This window comes from Cellulosimicrobium sp. EB106-03-01-XG111 (genome assembly GCF_058792115.1).
The window spans coordinates 1-17,347 of the sequence record NZ_JBYTEQ010000002.1 but is presented as its reverse complement, the minus strand read 5'-3'; the positions used below and the strand labels follow the sequence as shown (position 1 = coordinate 17,347).

Genomic DNA, 17,347 nt, shown 5'->3' with positions numbered 1-17,347 from the left:
ACCCGGACGCGCGGAGCCCGTCAGGCCGCGACGCGGGCCCACGCCGCGGAGAGCCGTGCCACGGCGTGCTCCAGCTGCTCGGGCGGTCGGGAGAAGGTCAGCCGCAGCCGGTCGGCCGCGCTGCCGTCGGGCGTGAAGGTCGGACCGGCGTTGACGAGCACCCCCTCGGCCGCCGCGGCGGCGGCGAGCGCCTGCGCGACCGGTGCCCCCAGGTCCACCCACAGCGAGAGCCCGCCCTCGGGCACGTCCACGCGCCACTGCGGCAGCGCCCGGGCGAGCAGGCCGCACAGCAGGTCGCGCTGCGCGCGGAGCGTCCGACGGCGTTCGGCGAGCACGGCGGCCGCGTCGTCGAGCAGCTCGACGACGGTGAGCTGCTCCAGCACCGCGGTGGCGATGTCGGCGGACTGGCGCGTGCGCGCGAGGCGTGCGACGAGGTCCGGGTGGGCGCGCACCCAGCCGACCCGCAGCCCGCCCCAGAACGACTTCGACGCCGACCCGACCGTGACGACGTACGGCGAGGTGCCGTCGCCCGCGAGCGGCTCCACGACGGGTCCGGTGGCGTCCGGGTCGCCGTCGAGGTCGAGGTCGGTGAGCGTCTCGTCGCCGACCACGGTCACCCGGTGCCGCGCCGCGGCGTCGCGCACGCCCGCCCGCTCCTCGGGCGTGAGGGTGTAGGCGGTCGGGTTGTGGAAGTCCGGCACGAGGTAGACGAGGCGCGGTGCGACCTGGCGCAGCGTCGAGTCGAACAGGTCGACGTCGAAGCCCGGCGCGTCGTGGTCGCGGCCGCCTCGCGCCCCGCGGTCGCCCCGGCCCACGGGGACGGGCACCAGCCGCGCGCCCGCCCGTCGCAGCGACTCCATCGCGTGGTAGTACGTGGGCGACTGCACGACGGCGCGGTCTCCCGCCCCGAGGAGGGTGTCGGCGAGCGTGGTGATGGCGTGCTGGGCGCCCGTGGTGACGAGCACCTCGTCGGGCGTGGTGGGCGTGCCGCGGCGCGTGTGGTGGTCGGCGAGGGCCTCGCGCAGCACGCCGAGGCCGTACGGCTCGTAGCCGCCGCCGGACAGGTACTCGGGGAGCCGCTCCAGCGCGCGCGAGTAGGCGGCGTGCAGCCCGCTCGGGGCCGCGGAGGTGGCCTGCGACAGGTCGGCGAGGTCGATCGGCGCGGTGCGTGGCGCTGGCCCGGGCGGGGCGTCCCCGCCGGCCGCGCGGTCGGCGGGCCGACGCGCGCCCGGCCGGGGGAGCGCGACGACGGTCCCGGAGCCCGTGCGCGAGCGCGCGAACCCGAGCTCGCGCAGCCGCCCGTACGCGGCGGCGGTGGTGGTGCGCGAGACACCGAGGGCCGCCGCGAGGTCGCGCTCCGACGGCAGGCGCGTGTGCGGCGCGAGGGTTCCGGCCAGGACGGCGGCCCGCAGCGCGTCGGCGAGGGCGGTGTAGGCGGGGCCGCCCGCGTGCCACCGGCCGAGGAGCCGGGCGGCGGCAGCAGGGGACAGGTGGCGGTGGACGTCGACCGTCCTGGCCGGGGCAAGGCTCATGGGGCCACTCTCTCGCAATTGGCTATGGATGTCGATGCCACTTGGCGCTCAGGATGACACCCATGAGCCCCACCCGTCGCACCGTCCAGCTTCTCCTCGGCCTGCTCGGCTACGCGCTGTCCATGGCGCTGCTGATCCACGCCGGCCAGGGCGGGATGCCGTGGGACGTGCTGCACCAGGGCGTCGTCCGCCGCACGGGGCTCCCGTTCGGCGTCGTCGTCGGGTCGCTGAGCGTGCTGGCCCTGCTCGCCTGGATCCCGCTCCGGCAGCGGCCCGGGATCGGCACGGTGGCGAACGTCGTCGTCATCACGCTGACGATCGACCCGGCGATCGCGCTCGTCACGCGCCTCGTGCCCGACCCGGGCGTCGCCGCGAGCGTGGCCCTGGCCGTCGGGGGCATCGTGCTCAACGGCCTCGCGACGGCGGCCTACCTGGGAGTGCGGCTCGGCCCGGGACCGCGCGACGGACTCATGACCGGCCTGGTGGCGCGCACCGGCTGGTCGGTGCGGCTCGTGCGGACGCTCCTCGAGGTCGTCGTGGTGACGCTGGGCTGGGCGCTGGGCGGCACGCTCGGCTGGGCGACGGTCGCCTACGCGCTCGCCGTCGGGCCGATCGTGCAGCTCACGGCGCGGTGGTTCGCGCCGCGCGGGCTCGTCGCCCCGGTGGCCGGGCGCACGCCCGTCGGAGAGCCCGCGCGCACGGACGGTCTCGAGGGCGCGGCCGCCGGGGCGGCGTCGGACGTCGAGACGGCGTCGCGGGAGCCCGTCCCCGCGACCGCAGGCCCCCGGCCGGACGAGGGAGGCATGCCCGCGTCCGGCCGGTGAGGAGACGACGACGGCCCCGGCGCGCTGCCGGGGCCGTCGTCGCGTGCGGTGTCGTGCGTCAGGCGACGCGGCCCTGCGGGGCGTTCTCCGCCGTCTTGCCCGGGTCGCGCTCGACGGCGCCCCCGAGGATCTCGTCGATGCGGGTCATGAGCTCGGCCGGGATCGTGACGCCCGACGCCTTGACGTTCTCCGCGACCTGCTCGGGGCGCGAGGCCCCGACGAGCGCCGCGGCGACGTTGTCGTTCTGCAGCACCCACGCGATCGCGAGCTGCGCCATGCTCAGGCCCAGCTCGTCCGCGACGGGCCGGAGGTTCTGCACGCGCGTGAGCACGTCGTCGGTGAGGAAGCGCTGGATCATCCGTGCGCCGCCCTTGTCGTCCGTCGCGCGCGACCCCGCGGGCAGCGGCCGGCCGGGGAGGTACTTGCCGGACAGCACGCCCTGCGCCATGGGCGACCACACGATCTGCGAGAGCCCGAGCTCGCGCGACGTCGGCACGACCTCGTCCTCGATGACGCGCCACAGCATGGAGTACTGCGGCTGGGAGGAGATGAGCTGGAACCCGAGGTCCTGCGCGAGCGCGTGGCCCGCGCGGATCTGGTCCGCCGTCCACTCGGAGACGCCGATGTACAGGGCCTTGCCCTGGCGCACGATGTCGGCGAACGCCTGCATGGTCTCCTCGAGCGGCGTCTCGGTGTCGTACCGGTGCGCCTGGTAGAGGTCGACGTAGTCGGTGCCGAGCCGCTTCAGGGAGCCGTTGATCGACTCCATGACGTGCTTGCGCGACAGGCCGGTGTCGTTGGGGCCGCCGGGGCCGGTCGGCCAGTAGACCTTCGTGAAGATCTCCAGCGACTCGCGTCGCTGGCCCTTGAGGGCGTCGCCGAGCACCTGCTCGGCCTTCGTGTTGGCGTAGACGTCCGCGGTGTCGAACGTCGAGATGCCGGCGTCGAGGGCTGCGTGCACGCACGCCGTCGCGACGTCGTTCTCGACCTGGGAGCCGTGGGTGAGCCAGTTGCCGTAGGTGATCTCGGAGATCTTGAGACCCGAGTTGCCGAGGTAGCGGTAGGTGGGCATGGACCCAACCTAGCCGCGGGCCCGGCCGCTCGCGGCGCCGGGCGCCGTCGTCACTCGGGGAAGACGCCGTGCTTCTTGTGCGTCGGCTTGGGCAGGCGCGCGCGGCGGAGCTGGAAGGCACGCATGACCGCGTACATGACGGTGCCCTTGGGGATGTCGCCGAACTTCGCGAGGAGGCGCTTGCGCAGGCGGCGCCACATGATGAAGCCGTCGACGACGGTCAGCAGGACGATGACGTACAGCGTCATGACCGTGAGGAACGCGAGCTCCTGGTTCTGCGCCGTGAGGAACGAGAACACGATGAAGACGAGGGCGACGGGCAGGAAGAACTCACCGAGGTTCCAGCGGGCGTCGACGTACTCGCGCACGTAGCGCTTGACCGGGCCCTTGTCGCGCGGCGGCAGGTAGCGCTCGTCGCCGGTCTGCATGGCCTGGTACTGGCGGTCGCGCATCTCGCGCTGCTTCTCCCGCGCGGACTTCGCGGCGGCGCGGCGGTCGTTCGGCACGAGGGGACGCTTGTTCGCGGCCTCGGAGACCTTGCGCTTGGGCGTCGGGCGGCCCTTGCCGGCGCGCTCGATCTCGGCCGCCTCCTCGACGGGGTCGGGGGCGGCGGGGGTCGCGGCGGCCTTGTTGCGGGAGAACACCCCTCCAGGGTAGTCGAGCCGACGGGGTGCCCGGGCGCGGGTCCGGGGCCGCACGGTGTCGTACCGTGCTGGTCGTGACGAACTCACCCGAACCCACCGGCCCCGCGCCCGGCGCCGCCCTCGCGACCACGCTCCGCGAGACCGTCGCCCGGCTCTTCCCCGCGCTGCGCGCCGACCTGGAGTCGCTCGTGCGCGTGCCGAGCGTCTCGAACGCCGCGTTCGACCAGGCGCACGTCGCCGCCAGCGCCGACGCCGTGGCCGCGCTCCTGCGCGACGCCGGACTGCCCGAGGTGCAGGTGCTGCGCGCCCGGGCCGAGGACGGCACCGAGGGCGCGCCCGCCGTCGTCGCGCGCCGCCCGGCGCCCGAGGGTGCGCCGACCGTCCTGCTGTACGCGCACCACGACGTCCAGCCCCCGGGCGACGCGGGCACCTGGGAGACCGACCCGTTCGAGCCCACCGAGCGCGACGGCCGTCTCTACGGCCGCGGCGCGGCCGACGACAAGGCGGGCGTCGTGGCCCACCTCGGCGCCCTGCGTGCCCTCCTGGAGATCGGCGACCTCCCCGTCGGGGTGACGGTGTTCGTCGAGGGCGAGGAGGAGATCGGCTCGCCGACGTTCCTGCCGTTCCTCACGCAGCACCGCGACCTGCTCGCGGCCGACGTCATCGTCGTCGCCGACTCCTCGAACTGGAAGATCGGCGTCCCGGCGCTCACGACGTCGCTGCGCGGGCTCGTGGACTGCGAGGTCGAGGTCGCGGTGCTCGACCACGCGGTGCACTCGGGCATGTTCGGCGGTCCCGTGCTCGACGCCGTGACGCTGCTCGCGCGGCTGATCACGACCCTGCACGACGACGCCGGCAACGTCGCCGTGCCCGGGCTGGTCACGGCGGACGAGCCGACCGTGGACTACGCGGAGGGCGACTTCCGCGCCGACTCCTCGCTGCTCGACGGGACCGTCCTCGCGGGCGAGGGCAGCATCGCCGGCCGGCTGTGGACCAAGCCGGCGATCGCCGTCATCGGGCTCGACGCACCGAGCGTCGCGCACGCGTCGAACACCCTCACGCCCCGCGCGACCGCGAAGCTCTCGGTGCGGCTCGCGCCCGGCCAGGACCCGGCGGCCGCGATGGCGGCGCTGCGCACGCACCTCGAGTCGCACGCGCCGTTCGGCGCGCGCGTGACCGTGCGCGACGGGGAGCAGGGCAAGCCGTTCCTCGCCCCGGCGGACTCCGAGGCGATGCGCGCCGCGCGGTGGGCGTTCGCGACGTCGTGGGGCACCGACCCCGTCGACATCGGCATCGGCGGGTCGATCCCGTTCATCGCCGACCTGCTCGAGGTCTTCCCCGACGCGGCGATCCTGGTCACGGGAGTCGAGGACCCGGACTCGCGCGCGCACGGCGCGAACGAGTCCGTCCACCTCGGCGAGCTGGAGAAGGTGGTGCTCGCCGAGGCGCTCCTGCTCGCGCGGCTCGGCGGCGCGGTCGCCTGACCCGCGACGTCCGGCTCCGCGCGGCGGCGTTCCCCGGTCAGCCGGGGAGCGCCGCCCGCACGTCGGCCGCCTCGGCGAGCGCGGGACCGACGGCGTCGCGCACCTCCGGGTCGAGGGTGCCTGCGAGCGCGTCGAGGTCGTCGAGGTACGTGCGCGCCGCGGCGGCGTCGTCCGTGCGCGCGGCGAGCTCGGCGAGATAGGCGAGGGCCCGCACCCGGTCGGCGGCGCCGACGTCCTCCCCGGCGCGCCGGAGCGCCCCTGCGAGGATCTTGCGGGCCTGGGCGGGGTCGCCGTGCGAGTCGGCCTGCACGACGGCGTCGTCCAGCGCCCGGGCGAGCCGTCCCTCGGGGCGTGCGGCGTAGGCGCCGGCGGAGGAGTCGCCCGCGGCGCCCGGAGAGGTGTCCGTGGCGTTGTCCGCAGAGGTGTCCGTGGAGGCGTCCGCAGCGGGGGAGCGGCGCACGACCCGGACCCAGTTGCCCGCCGGGTCGACGAGGCTGAAGCCGGTCGTGCCGCCCGCGTTCGCGCGCCGCCGCGGACGGGTGATGCGCGGGAAGCCGGTGAGCGGCAGCCGTCCGTAGCGGGCGCGGAGCCCCGCGGCGAACGCCTCGAAGACCGGGGCCGTGTCGTCCACGACGACGATGCACGTGCTGTAGCTGTCCTGCGGCGCGAGCCCGTCGAGCCCGAAGTAGTGGAGGTCGACGCCGCCGCGTCGCACCGCGAGGTAGGGGTTGGGCCGCAGCTGGCGGTAGGTGACGTCGAAGCCCAGCGCGGTCCAGAAGTCGCGCAGCTCGTCGATGTCCTGGCAGGGCAGGGCCGGGACCATGGTCGCGTCGAACGGGTCGGTCGCTGGGTGGTCGTGCTCTCGGTCGGCGGTCACCGACCCATCGAAGCACCCGGCCCACGCCCGGTACAGGGCGCCCTGGGTGTCAGCCGCGGTGCGCGACGTCGACCGCCCGGGCCCACCGCGCGACGTCGTCCGGGAGGTCGGGGGAGGCGACGTCGCCGCCCAGGAGCCCGACGACGTCGGGCGCGGCGATCCGGTCGCCCGACCCGCGCGCGAGGAAGCGCCCGGCGACGAGGCCGCGCGCGCAGAGGTCCCCACGGCGGGAGAACACCTGCTCGAGGTACACGACGCGCTCGTCCCACCCGAGCACGCGCGTCGTGATCTCGAAGCGGTCCCCGAGCTGCAGCGAGCGGCGGTACTTCATGGTCGACGCCGCGACGACGGGGTACCAGCCCTTGTCCTTGAGCAGCGGGAACCCGCCGAGGTCGGCGATGAAGTTGCTGCGTGCGACGTCCATCATCTGCAGGTACACGCCGTTGTTGACGTGCAGGTAGAAGTCGAGGTCGCCCGGGCGCACGCGCATGCGGGTGACGGACGGCTCGAGGACGCCGCGGCCCGGCACGGCCTTGCGCGGCATCGTGCTGGCGACGAGGAGCTGGATCTGGCGGGTCACCGAGGCAGGCTACTACCCCGCACCAGCGGTATCGGGTATCCGGCGCCGACGGCGGGGGACGCCCCTCCAGGTCGGTGTGCGAGGATGCGCGCCGTGACGACGACGAGCCCCGCCCCTCGCCCCACCGCCACCGCCGACACCGGGTCGCCCGCCCCGCACCCGTGGCAGGTCCGCGCGTTCCGCGCGGTCGCGATCGCCGAGGCGTTCTCCTGGGCCGGCCTGCTCGTCGGGATGTACCTCAAGTGGGTCGCCGGGACGACCGAGCGCGGCGTGGAGATCTTCGGTCCGGTCCACGGCGCGCTCGTGCTCGTGTACGTCGCGCTCGCCGTGCTCGTGGCCGTGCGCGTCCGCTGGTCGCTCTGGACGACCTTCCTCGCGCTCGCCGCGACCGTCCCGCCGTTCTGCACCGTCCTCTTCGACGTCTGGGCGCACCGCACCGGCCGCTACGCGCGGCGCTGAGCGCTCGGCCCGCTCAGGCCGGCCGACCGCTCAGACCGGCGGGTCGGGGTCGTACTGGATCCCGCGCCGCACGGCGCGCGCGACGTCGGGGCTCTCCAGGCGAGCGACGAGGTGCAGCGCCATGTCGATCCCGGCGGACACGCCCGCGGACGTGACCACGTCGCCGTCGTCCACGTAGCGCGCCTCCGTGTCGACCACGACGCTCGGGTCGATCCGCGCGAGCTCGTCGTAGTGCGCCCAGTGCGTCGTCGCGGGCCTGCCCGCGAGGAGCCCCGCGGCGGCGAGGACGAGCGAGCCCGTGCAGACGCTCGCGATCACCGGGGTGCGCGCCCGCATCGCGCGCAGCCACTCGAGGTGCACGCGGTCGGCGAGCAGCGGGCGCGTCCCGCGGCCACCCGGGTACACGAGCAGGTGGAGGGGGCCGACGTCGTCCGCCGAGCGGTCGGGGAGCAGGCGCAGGCCCTTCGCGAGCCGCACGCCGCCGCCGTCCCACGAGAACGTCGACACCTGGGGCTTGAGCACCGAGTGCTCGGCCCAGGCCGACAGCACCTCGAACGGCCCGGCGACGTCGAGCTCCTCGGCCTCGTCGAAGACGAAGATCCCGACGTTCGTCCCGTTGCCCGTACCCATGGCCACCTCCGCGTGCGGCCCGGCGTCCCGCGGGCCCCGACGGCTCCTGCCCGTGCGCCTAGAGGCCCGGCAGGGCGAGCATCTGGTCGAGCGCGACGCGCGCCCAGTGCGCGTCGTCGGCGTCCACGACGATCCGGTTCACCACGCGCCCCGCGACGAGCGACTCCATCGCCCACACCAGGTGCGGCAGGTCGATGCGGTTCATCGTCGAGCAGAAGCACACCGTCGAGTCGAGGTAGTGCACCTGCTTGTCCGGGTGGGCCCGCGCGACGCGGCGCACGAGGTTGAGCTCGGTCCCGATCGCCCACGCCGAGCCCGGCTCGGCGGCGTCGAGCATCTTGATGATGTACTCCGTCGACCCGACGAAGTCCGCCGCCGTGACGACCTCGTTCTTGCACTCCGGGTGGACCAGCACGTTGACGTCCGGGACGGCCGCGCGGACGTCCTCGACGTTCTTCGCCGAGAACCGCCCGTGGACCGAGCAGTGCCCGCGCCACAGGATCATGCGCGCGTCGCGCAGCTCGGCGTCGGTGAGCCCGCCGTTCGGCTTGCGCGGGTCGAACACGACGCAGTCGTCGAGCGACATCGCGAGCTTGAGCACCGCGGTGTTGCGCCCCAGGTGCTGGTCGGGGAGGAACAGGACCTTGCCCGTGCCGTCCACGCCGCCCACCTGGTCGAACGCCCAGCGCAGCGCGACCTCCGCGTTCGACGACGTGCACACCGTGCCGCCGTGGCGGCCCGTGAACGCCTTGATCGCCGCGGAGGAGTTCATGTAGGTCACGGGGATCGTCGAGTCGGCGATGCCGACCTCCTGCAGCACGTCCCACGCGTCCTCGACCTGGTCGATCGCGGCCATGTCCGCCATCGAGCAGCCCGCCGCGAGGTCCGGCAGCACGACCTGCTGCGCGTCGGACGTGAGGATGTCCGCGCTCTCGGCCATGAAGTGCACGCCGCAGAACAGGATGAACTCCGCCTCGGGGCGGGCGGCCGCCTCGCGCGCGAGCTTGAAGGAGTCGCCTGTGACGTCGGCGAAGTCGATGACCTCGTCGCGCTGGTAGTGGTGGCCCAGGACGAACGCGCGCTCGCCCAGCGCGGCGCGCGCCACGCGGGCGCGCTCCACGAGGTTCGGGTCGCTCGGCGCGGGCAGGTCGCCCACGCACTCGACGCCCCGCTCGGACGCGAGGTCACGACCCTGCCCCAGCAGGAGCAGGGCGGACGGGCTGGGCTCGACGAAACCGCCCTGGCGTGCGGTGCTCGGACCGCCCACGGACGACAGCAAGGTGCTCCCGGTGCTCACGGGACCATCGTCGCACAGCGCCGCGTGGACGGAGAGGCCCTCCCACGGCCCCTCGACGCGGCCCGCCGGACCGCGCCGACCGCTCCCGGGCTGGCACAATCCGGGCATGCGCGTGCTGCTGACCGGGTCCGCCGTCCCGCCCGTGCCCGACGGCGCCTGGCCGGGCCGCGACGTCGCGGCGTCTGCCGCCGGACCGAGCCTCGCCGACGTCGCCTCGTGGTGGTCCGCGCGCGGCGCCGTGGACACCGTGCCCCTCGCGGCGTCGGGGCCCGCATTCCTCGACGCCCTCGCTCTCGTCGCGCCCGAGGTCCTCGCGGGCGTCGTGCCGTGCCCGGGCGGCGGGGAGGTCCCGGTCGCCGTCCGACGGCGCGCGCCCACGTCGCGCGAGGGCGCGCGGGCCCGGACCGTCTTCGTCGACGTGTCCCAGGTCCCGGCGACCGGGGAGACCGTCGTCGTCGACGCCGACGGGAGACCGACGACGGTGCCCGCCCGCTCGTCGGCCGCCGTCGGGCACCTGCTCGCGCTCGCGGTCGACGCCGCCCGGGCGGGGTCGGACCCCGGCCGGGTCGTCCTCGCGACCGGGGGCAGCACGAGCCACGACGCGGGCCTCGGGGCTCTCCTCGCGCTCGCGGGCGAGCCGCCGGCGTCCGGGCACGTGGCGGACGTCGTGCCCGCCGGGCTGACCGACGTCGTGCGCGCCGCGCGCGCCGCGCTGGGTGGCACGCACCTCGTGGCGGCCGTCGCGTCCGACGTCCCGCTCCTCGGTCTGCACGGCGCGAGCGCGACCCTCGACGCGCGCGGTGTCGACCCGCTGGTGGCCCAGCACCTCGAGCGCGCGCTCGGCGCCGTCGCGCACGACGTCGCCGCCGCCGTCGACCGGGCGGACGCGGCCGGGCCGGGGGAGCGCGGGATCGTCGGGCGCGACCTGCTCGCGGGCGCGACGGCGGGCCGCCGCCTCGCCGGGCTGCCGGGGGCGGGCAGCGGGGGAGGGCTGGGCTTCGCCGTCGCGGCGCTGGGCGGGCGGCTCGTGCCCGCGCTGCGGGTCGTGGGGGACGACGTCGGGCTCGACGCGCGGCTCGCGGCCGCGGACGTCGTCGTCGTGCTCGCGGACGAGCTCGGGGCGCACGAGCTGGGGGAGGGGACGGTGCACGAGGTCGCGTCCCGTGCGGCCCGGCACGCGCTGCCCGTCGTCGTGGTGGCGCGCGAGGTGGTCGCCGGACGGCGCGAGCAGGCGGCCGCGGGGATCAGCGGCACGTACGCGTGGGGCGACGGCGACCCGCGCGACCTCGTGGAGCGCGTCGCGCGCACGTGGTCGCGCGGCTGAGGCGCGTCAGCCGAGGTCGACGTCGCCGTCCGCGCGCACGGACCACGCGGGGTTGTGCGCGATCTCCCACACGAGGTCGTTCGGGTCGGCGACGTGGGCGTGGAAGACGCCCCCGAACTCTCCCTCCTGCGGCTCCTTGCGAACGGTCCCGCCCGCGGCCACCATCGCGTCCACCAACTCGACGACGGCGGCGCGCGACCCGACGTTGTGCGACAGGGTCACGCCCGTGGTCGCGGGCGGCGCGCCGGCCGCCCCGGCGTCCCGCGCGAAGCTCGCCGCGTCGAAGAGACCGAGGAGCTGGCCCGCCGCGGACCGGTAGAACACGATCTCCCCCGGCACGTCGAGCCGGGGCTCCCAGCCGAGCGCGCCGTAGAAGCGCCGGGCCGCGTCGAGGTCTCGCGTCGCGACCGTCACGAAGTGCACCGCCTGGTCCATGGGTCCTCCGTCGTGGCCCTCGCGCCCCGTGCGCCGAGGTCCGTTCGACCCTAGTGCCGTGCGGGGTCGTAGACTCGGGAACACCACCGGCACGTGTGGTGTTGAGGACCTGACGGGATCTCTCTCGAGAGATCCGAGAAGCCGGCCACCACCGGGGCAGCACTGCCCCCGACAGCGCGGAGACGAGATGAGCGAGACCACCGACATTGCCACGCACGGCGTCAACCTGACCGACGAGGCCGCGGACAAGGTCCGCACGCTCCTCGAGCAGGAGGGTCGTGACGACCTGCGCCTGCGCGTCGCGGTGCAGCCCGGCGGCTGCTCCGGCCTGATCTACCAGCTCTACTTCGACGAGCGCGTGCTCGACGGCGACGCGCTGCGCGACTACGACGGCGTCGAGGTCGTGGTCGACAAGATGAGCGTCCCCTACCTCGAGGGCGCGACGATCGACTTCGCCGACACGATCGAGAAGCAGGGCTTCACGATCGACAACCCCAACGCGGGCAGCGCCTGCGCCTGCGGCGGCTCCTTCAGCTGAGCCGTCCGGAGTGCCGCGCGCACGCCTCCGGAGCGCACGAGCCCGGTCACCCGTCCGCGGGTGGCCGGGCTCGCGTCGTCCGCGGGTCGTGCTGCCCCGACCTGCTCGCTCCGGGTCAGCCGCCGAGCTCGACGGTGATCGCCCAGGCCTCCGCGTCCTCCTGCCCGCGGAGCGGCTCCTCGCCCACGACCGTGTGCCCACGCATCCGCGCCCACGCGGGGACGTCGAGGCGGGCGGCCGGGTCGGTCGACCACACGGTGAGCCGCCGACCCGGGGCGAGGTCGCGCGCCGCCGCGGCGAGCCGGATCACGGGGAGCGGGCAGCGCAGCCCGCGCGCGTCGACCACGTCGTCGGCCGCGCCGGACGAGGCGGCGGACGGGGGTGCGTCGGTCACAGGCCCTGCACCCCCAGCGTCGCGCGCACGCGGGCGACGGCGTCCGGCAGCGCGGCGAGCAGGCGCTCGACGTCCGCCTCCGTCGTCGAGCGGTCCAGGGCGACGCGCACGTTGCCGTGCGTGAGCACCCCCATCGCCGCGAGGACGTGCGAGGGCTCGAGCGAGCTCGCCGTGCACGCCGACCCGGAGCCCACGGCGACGCCCTGGCGGTCCAGGTCCGTGAGCAGCGCCTCGCCGTCCACGTAGAGGAACGAGAAGGTCGCGACGTGCGGGAGCCGGTCGTCGGGGTCGCCGACCACCTCGACGTCGGGGATCCGGGCGACCCGGGCCCGTACGCGGTCGACGAGCGCCCGACGCCGCGCGTCCTGCGCCTCCCGGTCGGCGAGCACCGCCTGGAGCGACACGGCCGCCGCGAACGCCGCCGGGACGGACACCCCGCCGGGTGCCCACGGGTCCGCGTCCTCGGGGAACGCGGTGCGGCGCCGGACGCGGGAGCGCACGGCGAGGACCCCGATGCCCGGCCCGCCGCCCCAGTCGGCCGGGTCGGCGGCGAGCGCGTCCCAGGTCTCGGGGACGACGTCGTGCCCCAGCGCGGCCCCCGCGTCGACGAGCAGCGGGACCCCGGCCCGGCGCGCCGCCTCGTGCACGGCCGCGACCGGCTGGCGCGTCCCGACCTCGCCGTTGGCGGCCTGGAGCGCGGCGAGGGCCACGCCGGAGAGGCCGACGGCGTCGGACATCGTCGCGGCGTCGACGCGGCCGGACCCGTCCACCCCGACGACCTCCCGCTCCAGACCACCGTGCTCCGCGGCGTGCAGGACGGCGGCACGCTCGACGGCGCCGACGACGACCCGACGCCCCGCGCGGTGACGCGCGCCGGCGAGCGCGGCCACGGCCGTGTGCAGGGAGACGGTGTGGTTGGCGGTGAATGCGACCTCCTCCGTGCGGGCGCCGAGCGCGGCGGCGACGGCCTCCCGGGCGCCGTCGAGCAGCGCCGCCGCACGCCTGCCCTCCGCGTGGAGCCGACGGGGGTCGGCCCAGCCGTCGTCGAGCGCGCGGTCGAAGGCCTCGCGCGCGAGCGGGTGCCAGGGGGCGTGGCCCCCGTTGTCGAGAAGCACCCGGCGATCGGGGGTGGTGTGTGTCACATGGCCTCCAGGGCGCGGGCGGGGCCGTCGCGGAGCCGGGGACGTCCGCGCCGGGACGGCCCGAGCGGGCGCAGGGCGCCGGTCGGGGTCGGGCGCACGGCGCCGGATCGTTGCGCTCGCGCGCCCCGCGACGAGGTGCCTCCGGGAGTCCGAAGGTCCCACCGGCACGCTACCGCGCTGCCCGGTGGCCCGGTGGTGTGGCAAGGATCTGACAGACTCGGGACGGGTGTGCCGAACCCACCGCTGACCGGCCACGACGTGTGCCGCATCTCGCCCGTCCGCAGCGCGTTCCGGGCCACGAAGGGCGGAATCCCGCGCTAGGCTTCGTGTGTCGAGGACGAAGGTCCTGTGCTGGGCTCGTAAAGACGGGCACGGGCAGGACGTGACGTGAAAGGCCCCCCTTGCACTCGCAACCCCCTAGCCGCACACGGCGCACCATCCTGCGGGCGACGGCCCTCGCCGTCGCCGTCGCCGCGGTGGCGTCCGGCTGCGCCACCGACACCGTCCAGCGCGGGTTCCTGCCCGGTTACGAGGACGGGGAGGTGACCAACCAGACCGCCCGGATCACGTCGCTGTGGACCGGCTCCTGGATCGCGGCCCTCATCGTCGGCGTGATCACGTGGGGCCTGATGCTGTGGTGCGTCGCCGCGTACCGCAAGCGCAAGGACGACCACCAGCTCCCCGTGCAGACGCGCTACCACCTGCCGCTCGAGATCATGTACACGGCCGTGCCGATCCTCATGGTCCTCGTCCTGTTCTTCTACACGGACCGTGACATGAGCGCGATCGTGGACAAGGACGTCGAGTCCGACATGACCGTCCAGGTCATCGGCAAGCAGTGGAGCTGGGACTTCAACTACGTCGACGAGGACGTCTACGAGACCGGCCAGCACCTCGCCGACGTCGGCGGCACCATGACGGTGGACGCGGAGATCGACGGCGCCCCCGGCACGGCCGAGGCGCTGCCCACGCTCTACCTGCCCGCCGGCGAGAGCATCCGCTTCGTCCTGGACTCGCGCGACGTCATCCACTCCTTCTGGATCCCCGCGTTCCTCTACAAGCTGGACATGATCCCGCACCGGACGAACGAGTTCGTGGTCACCCCGCAGCGCGAGGGTGTCTACGCCGGCAAGTGCGCCGAGCTCTGCGGCGAGCACCACTCCGGGATGCTGTTCAACGTCGAGATCGTGGACCGCGCGGAGTTCGACGCGCAGATGGAGGCGCTCCGCGAGAAGGGCCAGGAGGGCCAGATCCCGGTGGAGGGCTTCAGCCGTCTCCAGGACCCGAACCCTGTCACCGCTACCACGGAGGGTGAGAACTGATGGTCGCGCAGGCCGAAGTCATCCCCGGTCTCGCGCCGCGGCGTCAGACCCTCGGGCGGACCGTGATCAAGTGGGTCACGTCCACCGACCACAAGACGATCGGGTACATGTACCTGATCACGTCGTTCATCTTCTTCTGCATCGGCGGCCTCATGGCCCTCGTGATCCGTGCCGAGCTCTTCGAGCCCGGCATCCAGATCGTGCAGAGCAAGGAGCAGTACAACCAGCTCTTCACGATGCACGGCACGATCATGCTGCTGCTGTTCGCGACCCCGCTCTTCGCCGGGTTCGCGAACGTCATCATGCCGCTGCAGATCGGTGCGCCGGACGTCGCGTTCCCGCGACTGAACATGTTCGCGTACTGGCTCTACCTCTTCGGCGGTCTGATCGCCTCGGCCGGCTTCTTCACGCCGCAGGGCGCCGCCTCGTTCGGGTGGTTCGCGTACGCACCGTTGTCGAACACGACGTTCAGTCCAGGCCTCGGGGGAGACCTCTGGGTGTTCGGGCTCGCGCTCGCCGGGTTCGGGACGATCCTCGGTGCGGTCAACTTCATCACGACGATCATCACGATGCGCGCGCCCGGCATGACGATGTTCCGCATGCCGATCTTCACGTGGAACACGCTCATCACGAGCCTCCTCGTGCTCATGGCGTTCCCGCCCCTGGCCGCCGCGCTCTTCGCGCTCGGCGCCGACCGGCGCTTCGGGGCACAGATCTTCAACCCCGAGAACGGGGGCGCCATCCTCTGGCAGCACCTGTTCTGGTTCTTCGGGCACCCTGAGGTCTACATCATCGCGCTGCCGTTCTTCGGCATCGTGTCCGAGATCTTCCCGGTGTTCGCCCGCAAGCCGATCTTCGGCTACAAGGGCCTCGTCTACGCGACGATCGCGATCGCGGCGCTGTCCGTCACCGTGTGGGCCCACCACATGTACGTGACCGGTGCGGTGCTCCTGCCGTTCTTCGCCTTCATGACGATGCTCATCGCCGTGCCGACCGGTGTGAAGTTCTTCAACTGGATCGGGACCCTCTGGCGAGGGAAGCTGACGTTCGAGACACCGATGCTGTGGTCGATCGGGTTCCTCGTGACCTTCCTCTTCGGCGGTCTGACGGGCGTCATCCTGTCCAGCCCGGCGCTCGACTTCCACCTGTCCGACTCCTACTTCGTGGTGGCGCACTTCCACTACGTGGTGTTCGGCACCGTGGTGTTCGCGATGTTCGCCGGCTTCTACTTCTGGTGGCCCAAGTTCACCGGGCGCATGCTCAACGAGCGGCTCGGGAAGGTCCACTTCTGGCTGCTCTTCATCGGCTTCCACATGACGTTCCTCATCCAGCACTGGCTGGGTGTCGAGGGCATGCCGCGCCGCTACGCGGACTACGCGCCCTCCGACGGCTTCACGTGGGAGAACCAGGTCTCGACGGTCGGTGCGTTCATCCTCGCGGCGTCGACGCTGCCGTTCCTCTGGAACGTCTACACGACCTGGCGCAACGCGCCCAAGGTCCAGGTCGACGACCCGTGGGGCTACGGCCGCTCGCTCGAGTGGGCCACGTCCTGCCCGCCGCCGCGGCACAACTTCACGTCGCTGCCGCGCATCCGCTCCGAATCGCCCGCGTTCGACCTGCACCACCCCGAGGTCGCCGCGATGGACCACGCGGAGCCGAACCCCAACGTCCTGGAGAAGGTCTACGGGGAGGCCGACCGCCGCGGTGAGAAGAGCGTCGCGCTCGACCGCCTCGGCGACAAGCAGGCAGGCAGCGACTCGACGTCGACGGTCATCATCGACGAGCCGCGCACGACGGGTGACACGGACGAGGAGGCCGGCAAGTGAAGGTCGAGTACAAGCTGTTCATCTTCCTGACGCCCTTCTTCGCGCTCATCGGCGTGGTGTACGGGCTCTGGAGCGGCTGGGAGCCCGTCGGCAGCGCCGCGCTCCTCCTGACCGCAGGCCTCTCGGGCATGATCGGCGCCTACCTGGCGCTCACCGCGAAGCGGATCGACGCCCGCCCGGAGGACGACCCGGACGGCCTCATCGAGCAGGGCGCCGGCGACCAGGGCGTGTACGCGCCGTGGAGCTGGTGGCCGCTCGCGATCGCGGCTTCGGCGGCAGTCGTCTTCCTGGGCCTCGCGGTCGGCTGGTGGCTCGTCTACGTCGGGTTCGCGCTGAGCGCGGTCGCCCTCGTCGGCTGGGTCTTCGAGTTCTCCCGCGGCCAGCACGCGCACTGACGGACGACATCTGGACGGCCCGATCCCCTCGCGGGGGTCGGGCCGTCTTGTCGTCTGCGGGGAGTCGCCACGTCGCGCGCAGGAGACGGGCCGGACGGGTGGCCAGCGCTCCCGCGATGCCCTGGCGGCGCTGTGGTGCCCTACGGGAGGGCGGCAGCATTCACGGCAGGGCGTCGGGCTCGGTGACCCCCGGGGCCGACGACGTCGCGCGGCACCTGTTCGTGACCGCGGACTGACGGGCTTGTGGCCCTGGGCGGCCGGTGAGAACGAGGTTGGTCCCGCTATCCAGTGGATAGCGGGACCAACCTCGTTCTGGTGGGGGAGCGGTGTCGTGCTCGCCGACCGGTGTCGTGCGGCGGGGGTCGTCAGGGGACGATGAGCCCGGCGGTCTGGGTCTTGGCGCGCTGGAGGCGGGCCTCGGCGTCGGACCAGTTGACGAGGTTCCACCAGGCGGTGACGTAGTCGGCGCGCACGTTCTGGTAGTCGAGGTAGTAGGCGTGCTCCCAGACGTCGAGCAGGACGATGGGGGTCAGGCCGAGGGTGAGGTTGCCCTGCTGGTCGTAGAGCTGGAC

The 17,347-nt window shown here is 74.0% G+C and carries 19 protein-coding genes; 8 read left to right on the top strand and 11 right to left on the bottom strand.

Annotation, left to right across the window (positions count from 1 at the left end):
• Window positions 1–20: 20 nt before the first annotated feature.
• Window positions 21–1,532, bottom strand: a complete 1,512-nt coding sequence (yczR, locus tag AC3WT4_RS02020) for a MocR-like transcription factor YczR (protein ID WP_108048331.1) — start codon at window positions 1,530–1,532, stop codon at window positions 21–23.
• 62 nt (window positions 1,533–1,594) lie between these two features.
• On the opposite strand from yczR, the gene yczE reads away from it, so the two are divergent.
• A complete protein-coding gene (gene yczE, locus AC3WT4_RS02015) occupies window positions 1,595–2,356 on the top strand; it encodes a membrane protein YczE (RefSeq protein ID WP_167405708.1) in 762 nt (253 codons plus the stop codon).
• Between the two features lie 58 nt (window positions 2,357–2,414).
• Here the strand turns inward: yczE and AC3WT4_RS02010 are convergent, their stop codons facing one another.
• Complete coding sequence (locus tag AC3WT4_RS02010) at window positions 2,415–3,428, bottom strand: aldo/keto reductase family protein (protein WP_108048329.1); 1,014 nt, start codon at window positions 3,426–3,428, stop codon at window positions 2,415–2,417.
• A 50-nt stretch (window positions 3,429–3,478) separates the two neighbouring features.
• Window positions 3,479–4,072: a DUF3043 domain-containing protein gene (locus tag AC3WT4_RS02005; protein ID WP_074809513.1), complete on the bottom strand. Its 594-nt coding sequence runs from the start codon at window positions 4,070–4,072 to the stop codon at window positions 3,479–3,481.
• A 74-nt stretch (window positions 4,073–4,146) separates the two neighbouring features.
• On the opposite strand from AC3WT4_RS02005, the gene AC3WT4_RS02000 reads away from it, so the two are divergent.
• Window positions 4,147–5,556: a dipeptidase gene (locus AC3WT4_RS02000; RefSeq protein ID WP_108048476.1), complete on the top strand. Its 1,410-nt coding sequence runs from the start codon at window positions 4,147–4,149 to the stop codon at window positions 5,554–5,556.
• Window positions 5,557–5,593: 37 nt separating this feature from the next.
• Here the strand turns inward: AC3WT4_RS02000 and AC3WT4_RS01995 are convergent, their stop codons facing one another.
• Window positions 5,594–6,433, bottom strand: a complete 840-nt coding sequence (locus AC3WT4_RS01995; RefSeq protein ID WP_286185817.1) for a DUF8817 family protein — start codon at window positions 6,431–6,433, stop codon at window positions 5,594–5,596.
• Between the two features lie 49 nt (window positions 6,434–6,482).
• Window positions 6,483–7,013 carry an acyl-CoA thioesterase gene (locus AC3WT4_RS01990; protein WP_074809507.1) on the bottom strand — a complete coding sequence of 177 codons (531 nt, stop codon included), beginning with the start codon at window positions 7,011–7,013 and terminating at the stop codon, window positions 6,483–6,485.
• Between the two features lie 93 nt (window positions 7,014–7,106).
• Here AC3WT4_RS01990 and AC3WT4_RS01985 point away from each other — a divergent pair, with 93 nt between their 5' ends.
• A complete protein-coding gene (locus AC3WT4_RS01985) occupies window positions 7,107–7,472 on the top strand; it encodes a DUF3817 domain-containing protein (RefSeq protein WP_241769880.1) in 366 nt (121 codons plus the stop codon).
• Window positions 7,473–7,502: 30 nt separating this feature from the next.
• Here the strand turns inward: AC3WT4_RS01985 and AC3WT4_RS01980 are convergent, their stop codons facing one another.
• Entirely contained in the window at window positions 7,503–8,102 is a 600-nt protein-coding gene (locus AC3WT4_RS01980) for a DJ-1/PfpI family protein (protein ID WP_074809504.1), read from the bottom strand.
• 58 nt (window positions 8,103–8,160) lie between these two features.
• Window positions 8,161–9,369, bottom strand: coding sequence for a quinolinate synthase NadA (gene nadA, locus AC3WT4_RS01975; RefSeq protein ID WP_492314774.1), 1,209 nt, complete (start codon window positions 9,367–9,369; stop codon window positions 8,161–8,163).
• A 136-nt stretch (window positions 9,370–9,505) separates the two neighbouring features.
• On the opposite strand from nadA, the gene AC3WT4_RS01970 reads away from it, so the two are divergent.
• Window positions 9,506–10,723 (top strand): glycerate kinase, encoded by a 1,218-nt coding sequence (locus AC3WT4_RS01970; protein ID WP_492314556.1) that lies wholly within the window; start codon window positions 9,506–9,508, stop codon window positions 10,721–10,723.
• Between the two features lie 6 nt (window positions 10,724–10,729).
• On the opposite strand, the gene AC3WT4_RS01965 is transcribed toward AC3WT4_RS01970, so the two are convergent.
• A complete protein-coding gene (locus tag AC3WT4_RS01965) occupies window positions 10,730–11,158 on the bottom strand; it encodes a VOC family protein (RefSeq protein WP_108051208.1) in 429 nt (142 codons plus the stop codon).
• Window positions 11,159–11,345: 187 nt separating this feature from the next.
• Between AC3WT4_RS01965 and erpA the strand changes: the two genes are divergently transcribed.
• The gene (gene erpA / locus AC3WT4_RS01960) at window positions 11,346–11,696 is read left to right on the top strand and encodes an iron-sulfur cluster insertion protein ErpA (protein WP_043658948.1); all 351 of its coding nucleotides are present in this window, start codon (window positions 11,346–11,348) and stop codon (window positions 11,694–11,696) included.
• 115 nt (window positions 11,697–11,811) lie between these two features.
• Here erpA and AC3WT4_RS01955 read toward each other — a convergent pair whose 3' ends face one another.
• Together AC3WT4_RS01955 and AC3WT4_RS01950 are read right to left on the bottom strand one after the other, a co-directional pair.
• The gene (locus AC3WT4_RS01955; protein WP_108051210.1) at window positions 11,812–12,090 is read right to left on the bottom strand and encodes a sulfurtransferase TusA family protein; all 279 of its coding nucleotides are present in this window, start codon (window positions 12,088–12,090) and stop codon (window positions 11,812–11,814) included.
• A complete protein-coding gene (locus tag AC3WT4_RS01950) occupies window positions 12,087–13,205 on the bottom strand; it encodes a cysteine desulfurase family protein (RefSeq protein ID WP_286186280.1) in 1,119 nt (372 codons plus the stop codon). The genes AC3WT4_RS01955 and AC3WT4_RS01950 overlap by 4 nt, the downstream gene beginning before the upstream one ends.
• A 428-nt stretch (window positions 13,206–13,633) precedes the next feature.
• Between AC3WT4_RS01950 and ctaC the strand changes: the two genes are divergently transcribed.
• From ctaC to AC3WT4_RS01935, 3 genes are read left to right on the top strand one after another with little or no spacing between them, the layout of a single operon-like run.
• Complete coding sequence (ctaC, locus tag AC3WT4_RS01945; protein ID WP_074809487.1) at window positions 13,634–14,554, top strand: aa3-type cytochrome oxidase subunit II; 921 nt, start codon at window positions 13,634–13,636, stop codon at window positions 14,552–14,554.
• Complete coding sequence (gene ctaD / locus AC3WT4_RS01940) at window positions 14,554–16,380, top strand: aa3-type cytochrome oxidase subunit I (RefSeq protein WP_108051214.1); 1,827 nt, start codon at window positions 14,554–14,556, stop codon at window positions 16,378–16,380. Before ctaC ends, ctaD begins: the two co-directional genes overlap by 1 nt.
• Window positions 16,377–16,775, top strand: coding sequence for a cytochrome c oxidase subunit 4 (locus tag AC3WT4_RS01935; RefSeq protein WP_074809483.1), 399 nt, complete (start codon window positions 16,377–16,379; stop codon window positions 16,773–16,775). The genes ctaD and AC3WT4_RS01935 overlap by 4 nt, the downstream gene beginning before the upstream one ends.
• Before the next feature lie 365 nt (window positions 16,776–17,140).
• Here AC3WT4_RS01935 and AC3WT4_RS01930 read toward each other — a convergent pair.
• A partial coding sequence (locus tag AC3WT4_RS01930) for a superoxide dismutase (RefSeq protein WP_492314555.1) occupies window positions 17,141–17,347 on the bottom strand: 207 nt, incomplete at its 5' end.